At 68.2% G+C, this 21,359-nt stretch carries 12 protein-coding genes; 7 read left to right on the top strand and 5 right to left on the bottom strand.

Annotated elements, in window-relative coordinates:
* Positions 1-89: 89 nt before the first annotated feature.
* Both ACFVGS_RS33495 and ACFVGS_RS33490 read right to left on the bottom strand, forming a co-directional pair.
* The gene (locus ACFVGS_RS33495) at positions 90-536 is read right to left on the bottom strand and encodes a hypothetical protein (RefSeq protein ID WP_385695841.1); all 447 of its coding nucleotides are present in this window, start codon (positions 534-536) and stop codon (positions 90-92) included.
* 1,113 nt (positions 537-1,649) lie between these two features.
* The gene (locus ACFVGS_RS33490; protein ID WP_385695834.1) at positions 1,650-2,906 is read right to left on the bottom strand and encodes a helix-turn-helix domain-containing protein; all 1,257 of its coding nucleotides are present in this window, start codon (positions 2,904-2,906) and stop codon (positions 1,650-1,652) included.
* Between the two features lie 234 nt (positions 2,907-3,140).
* Between ACFVGS_RS33490 and ACFVGS_RS33485 the strand changes: the two genes are divergently transcribed.
* The 7 genes from ACFVGS_RS33485 to ACFVGS_RS33455 all read left to right on the top strand — a co-directional run bounded on the left by ACFVGS_RS33485 (position 3,141) and on the right by ACFVGS_RS33455 (position 8,908).
* Complete coding sequence (locus ACFVGS_RS33485; protein ID WP_385695832.1) at positions 3,141-3,266, top strand: hypothetical protein; 126 nt, start codon at positions 3,141-3,143, stop codon at positions 3,264-3,266.
* A gap of 105 nt (positions 3,267-3,371) precedes the next feature.
* Positions 3,372-4,631, top strand: a complete 1,260-nt coding sequence (locus ACFVGS_RS33480; protein ID WP_385695829.1) for a TfuA-like protein — start codon at positions 3,372-3,374, stop codon at positions 4,629-4,631.
* Entirely contained in the window at positions 4,618-5,766 is a 1,149-nt protein-coding gene (locus tag ACFVGS_RS33475) for a YcaO-like family protein (RefSeq protein WP_385695825.1), read from the top strand. The genes ACFVGS_RS33480 and ACFVGS_RS33475 overlap by 14 nt, the downstream gene beginning before the upstream one ends.
* Complete coding sequence (locus ACFVGS_RS33470; RefSeq protein WP_385695822.1) at positions 5,763-6,626, top strand: class I SAM-dependent methyltransferase; 864 nt, start codon at positions 5,763-5,765, stop codon at positions 6,624-6,626. Before ACFVGS_RS33475 ends, ACFVGS_RS33470 begins: the two co-directional genes overlap by 4 nt.
* Positions 6,623-7,636, top strand: a complete 1,014-nt coding sequence (locus ACFVGS_RS33465; RefSeq protein WP_385695820.1) for an NAD(P)H-dependent glycerol-3-phosphate dehydrogenase — start codon at positions 6,623-6,625, stop codon at positions 7,634-7,636. The genes ACFVGS_RS33470 and ACFVGS_RS33465 overlap by 4 nt, the downstream gene beginning before the upstream one ends.
* A gap of 77 nt (positions 7,637-7,713) precedes the next feature.
* A complete protein-coding gene (locus ACFVGS_RS33460; RefSeq protein WP_385695818.1) occupies positions 7,714-8,070 on the top strand; it encodes a hypothetical protein in 357 nt (118 codons plus the stop codon).
* On the top strand, positions 8,057-8,908 hold the full coding sequence (locus ACFVGS_RS33455; RefSeq protein WP_385695816.1) for a hypothetical protein: 852 nt from the start codon (positions 8,057-8,059) through the stop codon (positions 8,906-8,908). The genes ACFVGS_RS33460 and ACFVGS_RS33455 overlap by 14 nt, the downstream gene beginning before the upstream one ends.
* A gap of 452 nt (positions 8,909-9,360) precedes the next feature.
* Here ACFVGS_RS33455 and ACFVGS_RS33450 read toward each other — a convergent pair whose 3' ends face one another.
* The 3 genes from ACFVGS_RS33450 to ACFVGS_RS33440 form a co-directional block, all read right to left on the bottom strand.
* Entirely contained in the window at positions 9,361-9,852 is a 492-nt protein-coding gene (locus tag ACFVGS_RS33450; protein WP_385695839.1) for an Imm1 family immunity protein, read from the bottom strand.
* 11 nt (positions 9,853-9,863) lie between these two features.
* Entirely contained in the window at positions 9,864-16,829 is a 6,966-nt protein-coding gene (locus ACFVGS_RS33445; RefSeq protein ID WP_385695837.1) for a polymorphic toxin-type HINT domain-containing protein, read from the bottom strand.
* Positions 16,830-17,005: 176 nt separating this feature from the next.
* Complete coding sequence (locus ACFVGS_RS33440; protein ID WP_385695813.1) at positions 17,006-20,689, bottom strand: LamG domain-containing protein; 3,684 nt, start codon at positions 20,687-20,689, stop codon at positions 17,006-17,008.
* Positions 20,690-21,359 lie beyond the last annotated feature (670 nt).

Below are 21,359 nucleotides of genomic sequence, written 5' to 3'. Positions count from 1 at the left end.
CACCTGCCGCAAGTGGCCCGAGGCTACCAGTGCTTCGAACTCGTTCAAACAATGAACGCGAGGTGCGGACCTCGTCGGTGGCGACCACATCAGATAGCCCTCAAGGTCGACTCCGCGCAGCCCGTTGGACTCAGCCGCCCTGGCGGCACTGAGCAGACCGCCGGAGCCGAGTGACTCTCCGGTGTGTTCAGTAGACGGCTGATCAAGTTTTTGTTGGCGAGCGTGACGACCAGGTCCAGGAGGGCTGCGCGGAGGGGGCGTAGGTGTTGACATCGAAGGCGCGGGAGGCGCTGGTCGATACGGGCATGCGGGCCGCGGTTGCGCCGCGAGGGTCGATGCCGCGGGCCGGGCGGCAGGACGCGGCCGGCCTTGCCCCCGAGGATCCGGCACACCACGGTCTCGCCAACCGCGGCGAGCGCGCCGACGGTGTGCAGGCCGTAGCGCTGGAGGGCGGCGGCCTGGGCGGGCCCGATGCCGTGGACGGCCTGGACCGGCAGCGGGGACAGGAAGCGCTCGACGGCGCGGTGGTCGGGCAGGGACAGTTCGCCGGAGCGGTCGACCCGCGCGGAGGGCGGTGGCCGCGGTGGACCAGGCGCCGGCGACGCCGAACAGCCGGCGGGTGCCGGTCAACTGAGCCAGTCCGGCCAGCGGCGGCACGGGCTGAACGAGCGGCGTGCACTCGCCGAGCAGGTCAAGGACGTGGCGGCGGCCGTCCGGGGCGGTGTCGGGGCGGCACCGCGCGTGCCAGATCAGGCGATCCCGGCCCTCGTGGTCGTGGTGGCTCATGCCGCGGTCACCTCCTGGTGAACGGCGCGGGCGGCGAGCGGCAGCTCGGGGCGGCGGCCGGCCTGTCGGTCGAGCTGTGGTGGCATCCAAGGCGGGCTGAGCGTGACGGACGGTCGGATTACTGTCCCCGCACCCCGTGGTGCCGCAGCGTCCGGTATTGGCATGATGGGGTCTACCACGTCAGTGCGCGCTCACCTTCAGGTGACCTGCGGCGGCGTACGCGAAGGGCCCCCTGCCGGCAAAGCTACGAGGGCCCCTCGCGGTCATACGGTGTGTCGGCTTCTGGCTACCAATGCCAGGAGCCGACCGCCCACCAGGGGATAATCCCGGCAAGCTTGAGCGTCCAGTACACGGCGATCACGATCGCCGTGTACGTTGCGATCCACCGGCGCGCTCGTGGCGACCGGCGCCGCGGCGGCGCATACTGCTCCCGCTTCACCGGGTTCTCCGGACGGCGGTTCTTCCTACGGCGACGACGACCCACGGGGTCGCCCCTTTCCCCCCTGCCTGGTACGTCCAGGCGTCCGGGGCCCGCATACTTTCGGGCCCGGCCGGAGCCAGAAAGCGCGCTCCCGGACCGGAGGTGAGGGTCTGTCACCGCGACCTATCGAAGCGCACTCCGAGGGCCCCCGTCGACACGCCTCGCAACGCTCTGACCTGCGGAAATGGTCAAGTGCTCAGTCAACTTCCTTTATCTGCAAGGGAGTTAGAGGGACCGGCGAATTTTGAAGGATTCTGTCGCGGGGTTCGCCCCGGAACTCTGGGACCACCTGGCACTAGTGTGCCAGCTGCGTGACCGGCCAGACAGGGCCCGGCGTGCGGGCCCCCTGGTGTCCCAGGCCGTCCTCGGTCGCGGTAGCCGTTCAGGCGGCGAGCACCTGGTGTAGCTCCCGTACGACGCGCTCGTGGTGATGGCGGGTGGGGATCGACTGGTACAGGCCCATGGCCCGTTGGTGGATCAGGCCGGTGCGGTAGGCGGGCGTGAGGCCCGTGAGGACGTCGATCGTCTGCCGGCAGGCCTGATGGGTGTCGCCGTCGTGGTGGAGGCATGTTGCGGCGTCGATGGCCAGCAGGGAGCGGGTCATGGTGCTGGTCGGTGCGGACAGCTGAAGGGCGCGGTGCTGGCTCTCGCGGGCCCGGCGGGTGTCGCCGAGGGCGGTGAGGGCGTGGGAGAGGTGGACATGGTGCTTCTGCTCGCCGTGGGTGAGCCAGGTGTCGGCCCGGGCGGCAGGGTCGAGCTTGCCCATGAGGGTGTCGGCGGCCTGGAGGGCCTGGCGGGCCTGCTCGGGCTGGTGGGCCAGGGCGTAAGCGCGGGCGGCAACGGCGGCCGCGAGGGTCGCGGCGGCCGTGGGCCGGTCTCCGGCGGCCTGTCGGGCCTGTTCGGCGAGGGTTGCGGCGGCCCTTGGGGCGCCGTAGTTGAGCGGGACCATGGCCTCGCGCGCGAGGACCCAGGCGTGCAGCTGACGGTCGCCTGATTCCCGGGCGGCCGCGGAGGCGGTCGCGAACCACTTCTTGGCTTCGGGCCGGGCGCCGAGGTCGTGCAGCACGATGGCGACCATGCCCGCCATCTGGCCGGCGGTGTGGCACACCCTCATGCGGGTGGCGACGGGCTGCGGCCGGGCGAGCAGGGGCTTCAGGGCTGCGAAGTCTCCGGCGAGGTCGACGAGGACTTTCGTGGGGGCCTGGCCGTGGTAGCCGTAGCCGTATGCCTCGGCGGCCAGTTCGAGGTCGGACAGTTCGGCGGCCTCGGTGTCGGCGGCGAGGGCGACGTCGAGGGACTGGCGGGTGTCGGTCAGGGCGGTGAGGGCGGGTCCGGTGAGGCCGGCGGCGAGCGCGCCGCGCAAGAGCTGGCGGCGGTTCATGGGGTCGTCTCCATCGTCAGACTCCGGGTGTGGTGTCGGGGAGCTGTTCTCCCAGGGTCGCGCAGCCAGGCCCAAAAGGGCACCGGGAATCCGCAGTCCGTCCGCGACGCGTTCGATCGTGTCCATCGCGGTCACGGTCGCCTCGCCACGGGCGACCTTGGAGACGCGCTCGGGTTTCATCCCGCACGCCTCGCCCACCTTGTACCAGCTGAGCCCATGGTCGTGGGCCAGGGTGAAGACGGTGGTGAAGTCGCGCATCCGGGCGGCCTCGGTGAATGCCGGGTCGCGCAGGAGACGGTGCGGAATCTGAGCTGGCCTGGGCCGTAAGACGTCCACAAGTCCCCCTGAGACCTCACAACGTGACACAGCGTCGGGTCCCGACGATACCCCCACGGCGGGGCCCTCTTGGTGGGACTTACCGGCCATGGCGGCCGCCGGTTCACTGTCGGTGCCACGGGCCGCAAACGGCCCCCGAACCGAGGGAGAACCTCCATGGCTTCCAAGTCCCAGACCGTCGCCGCCAAGCCGGTGACCGCCGCCGCCTCGCCGTCGACCGGACCGGTCGCTGACGTCGACGGCCCCGTCGTCGTCGCCGTCGACGTGGAGGACGAGGAGTAGTCCTCGCTCGCCCGTCCGCGTCCTGACCTGGGCGCCCCTCCCGTTTCGTCTGCCCTTGCGGGACTGGGGGAGGGGCGCCCTCGCGTTTCACCTGGAGGTGCAGCAGTGATTCACGTCTACATCGGGCCGACGCTGCCGGCGTCCGAACCGCTCCTTGACTCGCCGCGCCTGCGGGTGCTGCCGCCGGCCCGGCACGGGGACTTCTTCGACACCGCAATCCGCCCGGGCGACACGGTCGTGCTGATCGACGGGGTGTACCACCAGGCTCCTGCGCTGCGGCACAAGGAGATCCTGGCCTTGCTGGGCCGGGGCGTGACGGTGCTCGGAGCGGCGAGCATCGGGGCGCTGCGAGCTGCCGAGCTGGCGCCGTTCGGGATGGTTGGCGTCGGCGCCGTCTTCACCGCGTACGTACGAGGGCAGATCACCGGCGACGACGAGGTGGCGGTGGGTCAGGCCCCGGACCGGGCGCGGGATGCGCTGACCTGCCCCCTGGTCCGCCTCCGCCGCATCCTGGAGCTGGCCGAGGCGGCCGGGGTCCTCGACGGCGAGCGCGCCGCGCGGCTTCTGGCGGGCTTGCGCGCCGTGTACTACCCGCAGCGCACGTGGGCGGCCGTACGGGCGGTGTGCCGCCGTCTCGGGGAGACGGCGTTCGCCGACTGGCTGGCCCAGCAGCGTAAATCAGACCCGTACTTCGGGGATGTGAAGCGGGCCGACGCGCTCGCCGCCGTCCACGCCGCGCTAGGCGGCGCCGCGGCCGCCGGCCCGGTCGCCGTCCAGCGGGAGGACTGGGACACCACGTACTTCCGCCGCTGGTCCAACGCCGCCGCGCGGACACGCGTCGGCGGTCAGGAGCTGGCCACCGAGGACCGCCTGGTCTATCAGCAGGTCTTCGATCCCGCGTTCAGCGAGAGGTGGGCCGCCTACCTCGAGTACCGCTCGCGGCATCCCGCCGACGGCGGGCCGCCAATGGCGTTGGCCGAGCGGCTGGCCCGGGCGACCAGCGGCAGGAATGGCCTGCCCGCCGACCGCGTGTTCCATCCGCCGGTCGACCTGCGCGACAAGCAGACCGTGGCCCTGCTGCTGGCCGGCGAGAGCGCCGAGGACCGGATCTCGCTCGTGCGGTACGCGACGGCGCTCGCACGTTTTCGCCGCTCGCGCCCTGGGCTCTGCGTCGAGTCCGTCCGCGACGACGTCGCCCGCAGCCTGCTGTTGCGCGTGTGGGACTGCACCGAGGCGGAGTTGCACGCGCAGGCCTCGGCCCGGGGGCTGGTGTCGTCGGCGCGTGCCGTGGTGGAGGCCAAGCGGCTGGTGCCGGGGTTCCTGGAAGAGGTCGAGAGGACGGAGGTGGCCCGTGGTGGGCGTTGAGGAGCTGGTGGCGTTGCCGGGCACGGTGCGTGCGCGGGCACCCGAAGAAACGTGGGAGGCGGTCCGCCCGCTGCTGGGGGAGTTCGGTATCACCCGGGTCGCGGACCTGACCGGCCTGGACTGTGTCGGCCTGCCGGTGTGGACGGCGATCCGGCCGACGTCGCGGACGCTGTCGACGTCGCAGGGCAAGGGCGCCACCTCGCTGCTGGCGAAGGTGTCGGCGGTCGTGGAGGCGATCGAGCTGTGGCACGTCGAGCAGCCGTTGCCCGTTGCCGCGGTCGGGCCCGCCGTCGAGGTGGCCCCCGACTGCCCGGTGTCCGCGCTGCCGATGACCGTCCCTCACCCCGAGCCGGCTGTGGCCCGGATCGTGTGGGAGTGGACAGCTGCCACCGGTCTGATCAGCGGGCGTCAGGTGCTGCTGCCGGTCGACCTGGTCCGCCGCCGCGTGCTCCGGTCGGAGTGGACGCCCGACGTGCTGCGCGCGACCAGCACGGGGCTGGCCTGCGGCAACACGAGGGATGAGGCGCTGCTGCATGCGCTGTTCGAGGTCGTGGAGCGCGACGTGCTGCATCGGGAGGGTCAGGACGGCGGGCGACGGCGCACGCTGATCGATCCGCTGTCGGTCGACGACCCACACGGCCGGGAGGTGATCGGCCGCCTCGCGGCTGCGGGCATGGAGTTGGAGATCGCGCTGGTCGGCGGCCCGTACGGGCTGCCGGTGTGCGTCGCGTACCTGTGGTCCGAGGACTACCCGGTCGTCTTCGCCGGGGGCGGCTGCCACAGCCGCCCTCAGATCGCGTTGACCCGGGCGGTGACCGAGGCGGCGCAGTCCCGGCTCGCCGCCATCGCCGGAACCCGCGACGACCTGCCCACCGACATCGGCGCCTTCGACGCCGTCTCTTTCAGCCCCGCCCGCACCGAGGGGCTCGCTGCCTGGGCGGAGGCCACCGGGCACTTCGCCCAGGTGGGCGGCGGCTTCGCCGAGCACGCCCGGGATGTCGCCGACCGCGTCGCGGCCGCCACCGGGCACGAGCCGGTGGCCCTGGACCTGTCCGCCCCCGGCTGCCCCCTCCACGCCGTGCAGGTCATCTGCCCTGGCACCCGCTCCCGGATCCGAAGGTCGATGCCCCGATGAACACCACCACCGTGCCGGCCCTGAGGTCGGCGCAGTACGACGCCTTCTATACCGCTCGCGCCCGCACCAACGTGGTCGCCCGCCTGTACGCCGCGGCGATGGGCGAGGACTACCCGGCCGAGGTCGCCGCCTCCAGCTCGTGTGACTGGCCCCTGCTTGGGCTGCTGACCGCGCGCCTGCGCCTGAGCCCGGGCCAGCTCCTCGTGGACGCCGCATGCGGCACCGGCGGCATCGGCCTATGGCTGGCCCGCGCGCTCGCCGTCCGCCTGGACGGCTTCGACCTCTCGCCCGTCGCCACCACCCGGGCCGGCGAGCGCCGCGCCGACTTCCTCGGCGCCGACCGCGACCGCGCGGTCTTCCGCGTGGCGGAGCTGGAGAACACCGGCCTGTCCACGGGCCACGCGCACGGCATCGTGTGCGTGGACGCCCTCGGGCGGGCAGCCGACCGCGGGGCGGCGCTGCGTGAGCTGGGCCGCGTCCTTGTGCCCGGCGGGCGCCTGGTCGTCACCCGCGCGCTGCGGCAGGGCGCGGAAACGACGTGGCACAGTCAAGTCTCGGCTGCCGGGCTGGTCGAGGAGCACGTCGACGAGCGGCCCGGCGAGCCCGCGATGTGGGAGCGGCTCTACCGGCTGTGGCTCGCGCACGCCGACGAGCTGCGGCGCGAACTGGGCGAGGGGCCGGCCGAGCGCATGCTCCGCGAGGCACAGCAGACCCTGCCCCACCTGCGCGGGCGGCGGGCCGTGCTGCTGACGCTGCGGCGCCCGCTGGACGGCCCGGCCGGGGTTGGGGCCAGCGATAGGATGGCCGAGCCCGGGCGCCCGACCATGACGCCCGTGTCCAGCGAGAGGACCCCGCAGTGACCCAGCACCACGTCCGTGCGGCCGTCTTCTCCGCCGGATCCTGGGGCACCGCCATGGGCAAGGTGATGGCGGACGCCGGTACGCGCGTGGTCATGCACGCCCGGCGCCCCGAGATCGCCGACGCGATCACCACGACGCACCGCAACCCCGGCTACTTCCCGGACATCGCGCTGCCCGACTCGGTGGCGGCCACCACCGACCCGGCGGCGGCACTGGACGGCGCCGACTACCTCGTGCTGTCCATCCCCGCACAGTCCCTGCGGACCAACCTCGCCGCCTGGGCCCCGCACATCGGCCCCGACACCGTGGTCGTGTCGCTGATGAAGGGCATCGAGACCGGCAGCGGGCTGAGGGCGAACCAGATCATCGCCGAGGTCACCGGCCTGCCCGCCGACCGGATCGCCGTGCTGTCCGGCCCCAACCTGGCCGGGGAGATCATGGCCGGCCAGCCCGCCGCGGCGACGGTCGCCTGCCCGGACGAGACTGTCGCCCACCGCGTCCAGCGGGCATGCCACACCCCGTACTTCCGGCCCTACACGTCCACCGACGTGATCGGCTGCGAGCTCGGCGGCGCGGTGAAGAACGTCATCGCGCTCGCGGTCGGCATCGCCTCCGGCATGGGTATGGGCCACAACTCCCAGGCCATGCTCATCACCCGAGGCCTGGCCGAGGCCAACCGGCTGGCCGTCGCGATGGGCGCCCACCCCGCCACCCTCGCCGGGCTCGCCGGCGTCGGCGACCTGGTGGCGACCTGCTCCTCCCCGCTCTCCCGCAACCGCACCTTCGGCACGCATCTCGGCGAGGGCATGACCATGGCCGAGGCGACCGCCGCCACCCGCCAGACCACCGAGGGCGTCAAGAGCGCGGCCGCGATCCTCGCCCTGGCCCACGCCCACGGTGTCGAAATGCCGATCACCGACGTCGTCTCCGCCCTCCTGAACGAGAAGGTCACGCTCACCGAGGCAGCGGCCGCGCTGATGCAGCGGCCCCCCAAGCCCGAGCACCACTGACCCCCGCGGCGGCCCGCAACACCCCGGAGCCGCCGGCGCCCACACCTTCACCCTCCCGACACGGAGGTCCCTCACCCATGCACGGATCCGTGCTGCCCGCCGTCCAAATCGCGCTCACCCTCGCCCTCATCGCGTGGATGATCACCGGCTTCACACCCCTGCCCGGCCGCTGGCTGCGGTGGAAAATGTTCTGCCGCGCCACCTTCACCATCGTCCAGCTCACCGGCACCACCACCGACGGCCGCACCGAGCCGGTGAACGTCTACGCCCACCTCTCACCCGGCTCGTTCATCCTCGGGCCGCCCCAGCTGCAGGCCGTCCTCGACCACCTCACCCGCAGCGGACGGTACGAACGGATCGACGGCACCGGCCGCGTCCTGTCCGCCCGCCGCGAGCAGCGCCTGGAAGTGAGGGCCAGCCGTGTGGTTCTTTGACGCACTTGCCTCCGGCTTCCGACACCCCACCGACCCCGGCGCCGTCCAGTGGTTCCGCATCCTCTTCGGCGCCGTGCTCACCGCCCGCTTCGCGCTCGCCTTCGGCCAGGGCGGATGGGACCGCCTCGCCCCCGGCTCGCTCAGCCTCCACCTCGCCGCGCAGCGCTACGGCCCGGCCCGGGCCCGTCTCCTGGCGACGGTGTACCGGCCCGCGCTGGTCCTGCGCACGATCGCCGCCGCCGCCCTGGCGGCCGGGCTCGCCCCGCGGCTCGCGCTGCTCGTGGTCCTGGCCGGCGCCGCCATGGAACTGCTCTATCTCCGCAGCCCCAACGCAGTGCGGTACACCCTGCTGACCGGCGCCTGCCTCCTCGTCGCTGGCAACCTCGGCCACGGGTTCAACATTGAGCACACCCCGAGCACCGCGAACACATGGGCGCGGTGCCTGCTCGTGCTGATGACGACCAACATCTACTGGAACAGCGCCTGGCAGAAACTCCACAGCGACCAGTTCCGTACCGGCCTCTACCTGGCTCAGTGGATCCACGCCTACGCCCAGGTCAAAGACCAGCTGCCGCGCGGCCAACACGCCGTCCCAGCCCCCGTCTGCCGCCACCTGGGCAATCTGACCGAGCGCGACGTCCAGCTGTGGCGCTTGGCTGCGGCCGCCGTGATCGCGGCGGAACTCGCGCTGCCGGCCGTGCTGCTCATCCCGGCGGCGGTGCCGTACGCAGTCGCCGGCGGCATCACGATGCACGCGGCCTTCAGCCTCTTGAAACCGCGCCAGCTCATCACGTTCTCCGGGCTGACGACCGGAACCTACGTGGCGTTCGTTCTCTGAAGGCATGCACCTGCCGCCGGTGATCGCACGTCCTTCGCCTACCAGCCGGTGACGCGGACCCTCAGCTCGTACGGGCGCGGCTGCTGATCGTCTCCGCCTGGTCGACGAGGTCGGCGGTGGAGAAGCCGAGGGAGTGTCCGGCCAGCCGTGGCGCGCAGCAAGCGGCACGATCTCCGGCGGCCGGCCGTGGGGCGTCCCCGCGAGCGCAAGATTCGGCGAAGTAGCGGGCCATGGCGCGCCTGCGGGGCTGGTCCTGGGTGGGCTGCGGACGGGCGCTGGGCGCCCTTGGGCTGGTTGAGGCCCCGCACGCCGGGGGGTGTGGGGCCGCTCCCTGCCCCCGAGCCGAGGGCGACGGCGTCTATCACGTCACGCACGGCATCGCCCGGATGCACAAGCTGCCCCCGCCGGTTAGACCGGCGGGGACAGGGTGACCATCATTTACGGGACAACGATTAGCTGTGACGCTGTCCGTTCATTTCCCCGTGAACCCAGGCTACGCACTCGGGTCGATTTCCCGTTCCAGACCTGCAGAACTCTTCCACGGCCTCTCGAATCTTCCCGGAAGGGAGAGTACTTCTCGGGTCGAAGAAGTACGGGACGCCCGGATCTGATACCACACGCGGATCAAGTGCAGGAGGATTCGGGTTGTCGGACACCCAGATATGCTCGGAGATCTCATCCTTTGCGGCTCGGTCTTGGGTTGCGAACCAAACGAGTCCACCGTATCCGGATTGAGTGTTCACCGACACCTGGAGGTAGTTATCAGGCCACCAGTCATGCACATCCTCCGAGTGCTTTCGATCGGCGAACATGAGGGTTGCAACCTCTCCTGGGTCGACCCATGGAGAATCGCTTCGCTCGTACTGAAGATTGTCCATCACTTCCGAAATCAACGAGGCCATCTCTGCCCAAGTCTCAGCGTAGCGATAGGTTCCATGAACCACGGCGTTCAGTATCACCCTACGACAGCCCTTCCCTTGATGACCTCTGGCGTCTCCGCGTTAGGGTACCAAACGGTCATCGTGTAGCCGAATGGCAGAATTTGCTGAACTGCTCCCTTGCAGCCGAACGGACCGCCGCAAACGCCAGTCTTTTTGTTGATTACAACTGTCGCTGACGTCGTTCTAGTCTTACGCATTACTGCCGCGAATTGCGTCTCGACATGCTGAGAGGCTGGGTAGTATTTCGTTTTCGGGTTGATGGGAGTCCCGTGATTCCTTAGGTACGCATCGGTTGCTTGAACGAGCGGACCGCTTCCACCTGCCTGTATTTCGCCGTGCATTTCCTTCCCGGACGCGTCAAAGATCCGTCCGTGCGTTTCGCGCTTGCCAGCGAGTTCGCTCAAAACCTGGGGAACATCGAGGCAGGTGTTGTGCACGAGAACGGGCGTTCGGCCCGCCAGAACGTAGTACGTGTGGAGATCGTCAACCGTGAAGTTGTACGTCTTCACATGCTTGGTGAAGGAAACGTTACCGTTGACCGCAACGGTCTCACCCTTGTCAGTGAGCAGGGTCATGCCCGGCTTCAGGTTCTTCGCGGCAACCCAGGAGTGCTGCGAAGCCGACCAGAAGGGGTGCTCAGCCGTTGCCGTAAGGGTTTCCGTGCCGTCGGGGGTGGCGATGGAGATTGTGTTGAGGTGCTTGGTCTCCTCGGTCCGGATCAGTTGAGTGACGGGACGCGCACCGGATTCCCCGGTTTCGGGGTCCGTCGCCAGAACCTCGTCACCGATGGCGATATCCTCGATTTTCTTGCTTGTGCCGTCGGCCAGGACAACAAGAGTTCCGGCGAGGAAGCATTGACCACCCGCCTTCGGCATCCACTTGACCCGGGTGCCACCCGCGCCCGGGCCGGCCCCGGCGCGCCCGTGCCCAAGCAACGCGACAACGAAACCGGGCACCTGATACCAGTCGGAATTCGTATCGACACCTTGCTCAAGCATCCACTGGTCGTAGTCGGCGGCGTAGTCGCAGCCAGGTGCCCCGGCTCCGCCATTCCAGCAATCCCCATCCGCCAGCCAGCCGAAGTACGAAGCAGTGTCCGGGGCGTTTCGGATCAGACCGTAGAAGACCTGGTCGACGGGCGTGGACGTGCTGGTGTCATAAGTAACGGTACCGGTGTCGCCACTGTCACCAGTGCTGGAAGTGCCTCCGTTGCCCTTCTTTGGGCAGTTGTAGTAGCAGCCGCCGGGGCCGGTTCCGCCTACCGGTTGACCCGGAGTGCTGCTTTCGTGGCCGCCCAGGGGGCCACCCGGTTCAGCGTGACCCCAGCCGTCGTCGAGCCACAGGCCGGTGCTGTCGCTTGAGGTTACCGGGGTGTTGTTGGCATAGGCGTAGCCGTTGAGGGACTGGTGCTGGTCGACAACGAGGGCCGGGTCGACGCTGATGAACTGACCGATCGACGGGTCGTACTCGCGGGCGCCGATGTGGGTGAGGCCCGTAATCTTGTCGGCCGTCTTGTCCAGGAAGCCTCGGTCCGTCGGCCAGGTGCCGATCGCCCCTCCACGCTCCGCCCCGAAGGGCGTCATGTAGCGCTTGGTGATCTTCTGGGTGGCGTCCGAGGTGACCGCGAGGCTCTGTGTGCCGTGGTGGTCGCCGGCCAGGTATAGGACCTGAGCGGTGCCGGACTGGTTGGTGCGGACCGCGATCGCAGCGCCGCCCGCCGTGTAGGTGCGCTGGGCCCAAGCCGCCTTGCCCGTAGGCAGGTGGAGCTCGGTGGCGCCGACATACAGAATCCGCTCGCCGTTCTTGGCACCGCGGATCAGCAGAGTGCCGTCGGCGTCGTAGACGTAGTCCGTGACCTCGGTGCCCTCCGCGAGTGCAGCGAGCTGCCCCGCATGCGACCAGGTCAGGTTCTGCTGCCCCGTCGCACCCGGTCGCTTGGTGGTGTTGCCTGCTGTGTCGTAGTCGTAGACCTTGTCCTTCGCCGGGTCGGCTGCGGCCTTGCAGTCCACGTCCGCGCGGGTCGTGGTGTACCGCAGTGCGTGCGGCTGCTTGTCCGGGTTGTAGCAGTACGTGGTTGTGGTGTCCCCACTCGCCGCATGCTGCGTCTCCAGCTGTCGCTGACCGCCCTGGTTGTAGGTGTACGACGTCCAGTACGGGGCCGGGCCGGCGAGCGTGCTCGCGGAACGAGCGTCCGAGCATTTCTGCGACGCGGGGGTCCACGCCTCCGTCAGGCGCAGGTGGCCGTCGTAGGTGAAGCACTGGGTTTCGGCCTTGCCAGTCCCGCCGAGGGTCGCCGGGTCGGCGATCGAGAGGACGTTGCCGACCTGGTCGAAGGTGTAGGTGAGGTCCTGCAGCATGTACGGATGCGTCTGATCCGTAACGTTGCTGCGGGTCAGCCGACCAGTGCCTGGTTCGTAGGAGTTGGAGACGTAGACGCTGCGGTCGCCGGTACCTCCGAGACCCAGGGTCATCTGCTGGACTTGGCCAAGGGCCGAGTAGTCGGCGTACTGCAGGTAGCCCGAGAGACCCTTGACGGACGTGAGCTGGCCCACCGAGCCGTATCCATACTGGACGATCTCTGACGGCAGGCCGCCCAGTGCTGGCTCGCTCGTGCTTCCGACAGTACCGTCGAGGCGGTAGCTGGTCGTGAAGGCGAGCTTGCCGTTCGGGACGGATGCGTACAGTGCCTCCGTGGCCGGCAGGGCCAGCTCGGTGGTCGTGGGGCGGCTGAGCGCGTCGTAGGACGTCACGGTCTTCGTGTACGCCTTCGAGCCCGCCTGCCCCTTGCCTCCTACATAGCGGGTGGAGGTGGCGGGCTGCCCCTTCAGGGGTGTGTCGTAGGTGCGTTCCGTCAGGAGCGTCTGGTCCGACATGCTGCCGGCCCAGGTAAAGGTGGGACGGCCGAGCTGGTCGTACGCGGACAGGACAGTCTTGCCGTCGGTGGTCGACTGCGTGACGCGGTCCATGGCGTCGTACTCGGACCAGGTCGTGCCCTTGTCGGGATCGGTCGCGGTCTTCTGACGACCGTACTGGTCGTAGGTGTAGGACCACACGGCACCGTCAGGGCCGGTGATCTTGGTCTGCTTGCCGTCCAGCGTGTACTCGAACTTCGTCGAGGTGTAGGCGGTGCCGAGAGTCGCCCCGTACTGCGCGTCAGTGGGGCTGGTGCCCGCATACTCACGGGTCTCGAGGGTCCGGCCGCGCGCATCGACAATGGTGCGGCCGGCCGTGCCACCCTCCACCGCGGTGATGGCGGTTGAGTCACCGGTGTATGTAGTGGTCGTCGTCCACTTCTCGACGCCGCCGACGAGCAAGGTGCTCGACGTCTGCCTCTCCGCACCGTCGAAGACGATCTGGGTCTGCGTCGGCGCCGCACCGTACGCGACACGCATGTAGGCGCCGTTCGGCGTGCTTCCGCTGTCGAAGATATCGGCATGCGTCTCGTACGCCAGACCTCGACTGTCGTAACGTGTGTCCGTCAGCAGCCGACCGCCCTTCGGGGTCGGCGACTGCGTCTGGAGCGGCCGTAGGAGTGCGTCGTAGATCGCGTAGCTGGTGTTGTACGTTGCTCCGTCAGCCTTGAGAGTCGAGGTCGAGACCCAGGACTGCTTGGTATTGCTGAGCGTGTACTGGAAGGTGGTGTTGGGCGACTCGCTGCCCCGGATGCGGTTGGGAAGCCAGACGTCGGTCAGGCGGCCCAGTGCGTCGTAGGCGAGCTCGGTCTTCTTTAGGTTCGGGTCGAAGGTGCTCACCGTCAGCCCGCGCCGAGGGTCCAGGTAGTTGAAGACCTTGTGCGAGGCGGCGTTGGTGGCGACCCTCCTGGTGAGCGGGCCGGCCTCTGTGGGCGTGTACGTCGTTGTCGTGGACTTTCCGTCGGCATCGCTGACGGCCGTCGGCCGGCCGAGCGCGTCATACGACGTCGACGCGATCTTCTGCCACTTGATTGGGGTGCCGTAGGTTTCGGCCCGGCCGGTCCATGTGGCAAGCCCCTTGGTGGGCTTCATCGTGTCTGACCACGCCAGATTGTCGTAGGCCATTGCCTTGTCCGACATGACGTTGCCACGGGTGCCGTCGGTGTTCTGCAGCTTCAGGTCCGCCTCGGCAAACGAGCAGTCGCTGGCGACGGTCCGCACGCGCGAGACGAGGCTCGTGAGCCCCAGGTCATCGTTGTCGGCGTACCAGGTCTGGGTGCAGGTCTCGTCACCTTCCTTGGAGAGGTCACCGTTGTCGACGACCTTGACGGCACGTCCCTCGGCGTCGAATGAGACGGTCTCCGAATTGCTGGAACGCCACTTCTGTGCCGCGGTGAGGTAGGTGTACGAGGTGGTCTTCTTCGTCCGGACGAAGCGGGCCACGTGGTCGCCTGAATCGGGCACGCCAGCCTGCCGTGCGGTCTCCTTCGACCACGGCTCATTGGCACTGGCCGAAATCGGGGTCGCGCCGTCGTAGGTGACCTGCTCGCGGAGGGTTCCGCTGTACTGGTCGCTATCTGTCACCGTGGCGAGGCCGATCGGCGGCTGGGCGAGCGGTGCGACGGGGACTGACTTGGTGGTGCCGTCCTTGTTCGGGTCGCCGTCCATCCCCTGCATGTACAGGGAGACGGTCTTGCTGCGGACAGGAGCGTTCCGCGAGCCCTTGTAGACGGTGACCTCTCGGTAGCCGCGCCATTCGGACCAGGTCCGCTCAGCCTTCGGCGTAAAGGGGTCGTCGCTATGGTGCCAGGCAGCCCCGCTGTAAACGTATTCGTTCTCGACGGCGTCGTTCTGGCCCGCCGGGTCGGTGGTGACGACGCCGAGGACTCGGTACTTGTGGAACCAGTCGACCGAGGCTTCCTTGGCACCGTTGATGTTCCAGTACTGCGGGTAGCAGTTTCGGGTGTTGGAGTCCTGCGGCGCCGTGAGGACCTGGCTGCGGACGCACTCCTGGGCGGAGAGCGTCACCGTGGTGATGGCGCCGGTCTCGTTGGTGATCGTGGAGATGCGTGGGCGGGTTAGCGGCAGGATGTCATCCGTGCCGTCCACGCGGTTCGGGCGCATCTGGTAGGTGAACGAGATCGGGTCCATCTTGATCGCGGTCGTGCCGGCCTTCGCCGTACGGGTGATCGACGTCAGCGTCAAGACCTGGTCCGAGGTATCGCCGATGTCGCCGCCGTCCAGATACTCCTGCCCGAACTTCCATGAGTCGACCGGGTCGTATGTGCTCGTCGAGGTCTTCCAGGACAAGGTGTCGATACCGGTGAGCCGCTTGCGGCTAAAGAACGACGGGGACTGCGACAGACACTCAGTGGAGTCCTGGGCGCAGATCGCGTCGAACGGGACGTCGGGCCAGTTCTCCGCGGTGTCCTTCGTCAGGGAAGTACAGTCCGCGGCAGTGCACCGTTCGGCGTAGCCGAAGGTGACCTTCGCGTCGGCACTGTCCGTGAACAGGCTCCCGTTCGCGTCCTTGCGCAAACCGTATTGGATCTCCGTCAGGTAGCCGCCACGGGTGTACTCGGCGTCGGCCTTCGCTGCCTTGTTCTTTTTGTAGTAGTTGGATTCCTTTGCGTACCAGTACGTGGCCGCGTTGCCGCGGGTGTCCTCGACGTAGTCGAGGTTCCACCGCCACGCCTGGAGCGCAGAGCGTTCCGCAAACGTGCTGCCCTTGTCGTATCCGGGCTCGCCCGCGTCGTCGCCGAACACGGGAACGGCCCAGGCGGAGTTGGTGCGCTGGGTCGTGGCGCCGTCGAGTTTGTTCAGGCCGAAGACGTGCTTCGTGCCGTCGCCAGTGACGACCGTCCAGTACTCGCCGTTGTCGTCGTCGTTTTCTGCCCCGGTGGAGCGAGTCACCTTGGAGGCGTCATCGTTCTCCAGGCGCCAGGTGGCGTCGGAGACCTTCACGAGCCGGGACGACTTGCCATTGAGGACGAGGCGGGCGTTGTCGTACTTCCAGCAGCGGTCAAAGACATCAGTCTGACCGTCGTCGTCGCAGCTGCCATAGGCACGCTCGATATAGGACTCAGTCAGGGAGAAGCCCTCACCGACCGAGGTGCCCTGGTTGTTCGTGGTGGCGGTGCGCCCGTCAACGCTTCCGGAATCGTAGGCAAGGTGGAGCGACGGTGCCGGTCCGGCCGCGGCCGGAGGCACCGTGAAGCCGTGCGACCAGGTAAATGACCCAGAGCTACCACCAGCAGACCAGGAGGACGACGCGGCCAGCGGGGTCGCGCTGTGGTCGCCGGTGCCCTTCGTCGACTGACCGCTGGCTGAGCCGGTCAGTGCCAGGACCGTTGGTCCCGAGGTGCTCGTCCCCAGCTGGGTCGCGATGCCAGCGTCGGTGTTGGGAACCGCTACGTCGGCGCTGACCGTGTGTTTCTCAATGTTGTTGCGCGAGCCGAGGAAGGTCTGCGTTCTGCACGCCGGCTTCTGCGGAGTCGTCAACGCGCAGCCGGGCAGTTGTACGAGCTGCAGGCGGCCCGACCAGCCGCCACCGATCGCGGAGGCGAACGCCCCATAGTCGACGCTGATCCGAGCCTTGCCCGAACTCTCCGCCCCGGCCGTCAGCACGACGCCGGTGATGCCGAGCTTGCCGGCGACCGCCTGGTCCAGGACCGTAATCGCGGTCTCCGTGCCGGCCTGCAGCCCCTCCTTGCCGGCCGAAGGGCCGACGCTGACCGGAAGGCCGCCCGGAGCGGCTGTCTGCGCCTTGTTCACAGCCAGGTCCAGGTTCGCAGCGCCTGCCTTGGGCCAGACCGCCTGCTTCTGCTCCGCGCGAGCCCGTTGTACCTGGAGGCCGTTTTCTCGCTGGTCCTTCGCCACCTGTTGGCGGGCCTTGTTGGTCGCTGGACCGCTGAACGGCTTCACCTTGGTGACCAGCTCCGAGGGAAGGTTCGGTCGCCCGAGCCCGCCCTTTCCGTCGGCAGCCGCCACCGGCGTAAGTCCGAGCGGCACCGACAAGGCAACGGCCAAGGGCACCACAACGAGCGAGCGACGACGTCGCTGTCGCATTATGTCCGGCGAGATGCCGGATCTATTTCTGCTGAATATCACAGATACTCTTCCCACCCTTTGATGGTCGCGAATGGCGTTGTTCCGGTGCCGCGGACGGCATCGGTGTGGAATCGGGTGGTACCGCAGAAGCGGTACCACCCGAGCGGTTCATGAATGCGAGGTCACGAAGCCAGCTACTCCAGCAGCTGGTTGTCGTTGTCCATCGCGCCGACCCAGACACGCACCTGCGAGAGGGTGGCCGGCAGATAGCTCGTCCCCGCTCCGCCTGTCATGGCCTTGCCGAGGGTGAACTGGTCCGTGCTGGCCACGAGAGGCGGTACAACGGTCGACGGCAGGTTGAAGGTCTTGAAGGACTCCGAACCCCGACGAAGCGAGATCGTCATTGCATGGGCGTCGAAGACAGCGACGAGGTCGACCGCCGTCGGCTCTGCCTTGGCAGCACTCGACTGCACCGTCTGGGAGGTTCCGTCTGCGTTGAAGCGGGTGAACTGCCACACTCCGACGGGAACCTCGGGCCCCGGCACCGCCGGATCCTCGGGATCGGTGCCCGGGAGCGTCTCGGTGCCCGTCATCTTGTACGACAGGCTCCAGGAGGATCCGTTTGCGGCGCGCTGCCCGGCCACCTGGCCGACGTAGCCGACGCCCTTCTTCATCAGCTCTGTGGGGGTCAGGGCGACGTCTGCCGCGATGGTGAACGAACCTGTGTCGTCGAGCAGCGGCCGACCGGACACGGCTGCATCATTGACGCCATCGAGATCGATGCCCTCGGTCTTGAGCGCAGGCTGTCCCTCCAGCGCCAGCGCCTGTTCGTATCCGGAGCTGTCCGCCAGGGTGGTGCCGCTGACTCCGGAGACCGACCAGTCGGCGACGAGCTCGCCGGCCTTGTAGCCGCTGCCGGAGAAAGCCAGCTTGGATTCGTCCAGAATCTCTCCCTCTCCGAGGGCTCGCTGCCACACGGTGACCTCGTCGATCTGACCCTTCCAGTAGTCGTAGTACGCCCCACGCCACCAGGAGCGGCCGATCTGGAACGCACCCGTGGAGGCCCAGGAGGGGGCAACGTCGTCCGAGCCTTGGAACTTGCCGTTCACGAAGAGCGAGATGCTGTGTGTGGTGTCCGACTTGCTGTAGACCGCGGCCAGATGGGTCCAGGCGCCGATGACGGCGGGACGGGTCGCCTTCACGACCTGGTTGCTGATGTCGCCGTCCGTGGCGTCCTTAGGCGAGGTGCGCAGCTCCCAGGTCTTGGAATCCGCCCGGTATCCGAGGTAGAAGGCGCTGTACCAGCCGTCCGGCGTCGGGCGCGGGTCCTGTGAGAGGGCGGTGTAGTTGTTGTTCCCGTCTGCCAGGCGGACCCATGCGGAAACGGTGTACGACGCCTCTGAGTGCAGTACCTGCTCCGCGGTTGAGGCATAGCCGGGGGCTCCTGCGAGGGTGAGGCCCTTGTCGATCACCTTCGGATCCGCTGTGGTGTTCAAGACTCCTCGTCGGCCGCGATCGTCGCGGACGGCGGTGCTGCTGAGGCTTGCGTTGGAGACGGGTTCGGCCGGCGCGCTGTCCAGGCCGTTGCCGGACGATTCGTCGAAGTGCCACTGGGCGATCGGGTCGTCGCCTTTGGCCACGTTGAACTGGGCCTCGGACTCGGTGCCGGGACGGTTGAGCGTGTCGACGGCACGCACGTGCAGTGTGTACATGCCGGCGACCGTCGGCTTGACGGTGGCCTTCGTTTCTCCGACGTTCAGCTTGGTCCAGCCGGGCGACTCTGAGCTCGCGGCGGGCGCCGACAGGGAGTACTCGTAGTACTTGACAGCGGAGTCGGTTCCGCCTGGCCCGAAGGTGAAGGTGCCGCTGAGGTCCGGGGCGCCCTGCGCCGGGCATTGGTTGGTCTGGCACAGGTCGTAGGTGCCGTCGGAGGTGATGGACGGCGGCTTGGGCCCTTCACGGTCCACCGTGAAGTAGCACCAGTTGCTGTAGCCGGACGACTGCGAGTACGTGCCGTCGTCGTAGAACGCCTGGGTCAAGGATGCGACGCGACGCGTTATCCCGTCCTGCGTGGCGGGGAATTCCGTGGGCCAGGACGTCGTCAGCTTGATGTTGTCCCCGACAAAGTTCGTGCCCGTGGGACTGCTGATGCCCGAGCCGGTCCAGGTCGTTCCGTCTGCGCCCAGGGTCTCGACCCGCCACCACGCGTGGAGCTTGGCGCCCGCCTCGCCACCCGCCGCGGTCTGCGGGGTGGAGGTCAGCGTGGGTGTCGGGTCGTCCACGACAGTGGGCTTGTCTTTGTTGGTGCTGCACGTCAGGCTCGAGCCGCTCATGATCTTCACGTCGGTCGGCGTGGCCGGGTAGGCGACGTAGTTCACGGCCAGCACGGCGTCGTTCTTGAACCGCTTCCAGGCCGTCGGATCAGTCTCGTCATGGGCCCGGAGCTCCAACGTCAGCCGGGAGAACTTGCCGTCAGCGAAGTCCTTCACCGTCGGCGTCAGGTTCTCGTTCGTCTCTGCCGGGTTGTCGTTGAACTCGATCGGCGCTTCCGGCTGCGAGGGGCTGCAGGCTGTGCCCCGGCCGGCCGAGACGTACCGGTCCCCTAGCCAGTCCAGCTCCGCCGGCCGGGACGACCAGGTCGTGGTCGAGGAGATGTTGTTCGTACGGACCAGGTCGACCGTACGCGCGTCACAGGTGAACGACCATGTCTCCGTTGCGCGGAAGGTCGCGTCCAGCACTCGCTTGCCTCTGAGGCTGTCCGGCGCGAACTCAAAGTACAGCTTCTGAACGTAACCCGGACCGCAGTAATAGCCGTTCCACGAGCCGCACTTGCCCGTTCCTTCACCCCTGTCTTCCGGGCCATTGCTCCAGCCATACGACACGTGGCCGTCCGACCTGAGCAGCGTGCGCTCGGACTCGCCCCACGTGACGGTCGGGTCGATGAAGAGCGGATACGCATCCGTCGGGGTGCTGGTCAGCATGTCGGCGTCCGGGACAACCGACAAGGTGTCCTTAGTGACCTCAACGTCCATGCGGGAGACGTTGTCGCCCTGCCCGGGCCCCATACCCGTCCCCGAAGTCGCCTGCTCGGACGGGTCACCGGGCGTCGACTCCGCCTCGTTCGCGGCGACTGCAGTCCGCTGCATCAGCTGGGTCGCGGCACTGGCATCAGCAGTCGGGGTAGCGGATGACTCCGCGGCGGTCTTGCCCGCGGAGTCCCACATCTGTGCTGGCGGGGAGCGGAACACCGTGTTGCCGTTGCCGTCGACGGCGGCGAGATTGCCCGCAACACCCTTGCGGACCGCGAGGCCATCCGTCTTCAAGTCGAACGTGAGCTGCTTCAACGCCGGATTCGCGGCGGCCTCGGGCGTCTTGACGACCAGAACCTGCTGGAAGCTCTCGACAGTGGCCGTGACCTTGAGATCGACGTCCGGCAGGACATTGCGGTAGATCGCGTTGGCTCCATCGAGCTCCGGAGCGGGAAGATCTCCCTTCCAGTCCAGCTCAAGAGACCGCCCCTGCTCCGAGATTTTGACCAAGGGTTCATCGGCAGCACCGCCGGAAAACGACATCTCGGCAGATACCGCCTTCGGACCGACTGTCCCGTCGGCGCGCCGCTCCAGCGTGGCGTCTGGGGCCTGCCATCCGCCGCCGGGCTTGGCGACGCGCACCGGCACGGTGTGCTGCTCCAGCGTGAAGGTGTAACCGTCGGGATTCGCAAACACGGTGGTGCGCTCCCCGCGCTCGCTCTGGACCTCGACGCGGTGACCGGTCTGCTTGGCCTCTTCGAGCGCCTGGTGCGCTTCGTCGACTGCAGGCGAGTCCACGGTTGGCAGGGCCGCGTGGACCGGAACCGGAACCACCAGACCCACGGCCATAGCCGATAGGGCAACTACGGTGCTTCGGGCACGCCGAGGCACCCACTGTCTCTTCACAATCCCCACCCCTGCATCGCGCAAGTCACAGTAGGTGGGTCACCCAATGACATGACCCGTCATCGCGTCAAGGCGATATGTCATGTCCGGAAGTCATGGTTCCGCCCGCCTAAATCAAGGCATAGAGCGACACATCCGAGCCGGATCAGCGCGGGGATCGAGCAGGGATGAGTTACAGCGAGTAGCCGACTGTCGCAAGAGGCTGGAGGGCTAGCCGTTCGCCTCTTCAGTCGGGCTGCTCGAAGCGGCGGCGATGTGTTTGGTCGACGACCGTGGGGTGAGCCAGTTAGTGGAATGTAATTCTCCAGTATGAGTGCACAGCGTGATGCGAAGCGCTGTCTGACAAACGTAATGAAGATCACTTCCTGAGGCGGGCCTCGCACTCGGCAGGGTCCAGCCCATATGGTCGCGCTCGGCCTCGCGCAAGCCCCCTCCGGCGGGCGGTTTGGCACGCGCGGAGGGCGAGGGTCCCGTCACGAGGGCAGTCAAGATGCCTAGCGTCTGATGAGGAAGGTTTCCGCGCGCAGAGCGTGCGGGGTGATCCAGGTAGCGAATGGTGCTCGGCGGTGGCCGGTGCTCTCGGCGATGGACTCGGGGCTGCATCCGGCCTTGG

The sequence above is a fragment of the Streptomyces sp. NPDC127114 genome (assembly GCF_042677525.1).
Classification (GTDB): domain Bacteria; phylum Actinomycetota; class Actinomycetes; order Streptomycetales; family Streptomycetaceae; genus Streptomyces.
The sequence above is the reverse complement of the archived record's forward strand: the minus strand, read 5'-3'. Positions and strand labels throughout refer to the sequence as shown.

Bases quoted from the DNA above. Each gene is read 5' to 3' on its own strand.
- ACFVGS_RS33490 (WP_385695834.1), bottom strand. From the start codon at position 2,906: ATGCGCGACTTCACCACCGTCTTCACCCTGGCCCACGACCATGGGCTC.
- ACFVGS_RS33485 (WP_385695832.1), top strand. From the start codon at position 3,141: ATGGCTTCCAAGTCCCAGACCGTCGCCGCCAAGCCGGTGACCGCCGCC.
- ACFVGS_RS33470 (WP_385695822.1), top strand. From the start codon at position 5,763: ATGAACACCACCACCGTGCCGGCCCTGAGGTCGGCGCAGTACGACGCC.
- ACFVGS_RS33460 (WP_385695818.1), top strand. From the start codon at position 7,714: ATGCACGGATCCGTGCTGCCCGCCGTCCAAATCGCGCTCACCCTCGCC.
- ACFVGS_RS33445 (WP_385695837.1), bottom strand. From the start codon at position 16,829: ATGCGACAGCGACGTCGTCGCTCGCTCGTTGTGGTGCCCTTGGCCGTT.
- ACFVGS_RS33440 (WP_385695813.1), bottom strand. From the start codon at position 20,689: ATGGCCGTGGGTCTGGTGGTTCCGGTTCCGGTCCACGCGGCCCTGCCA.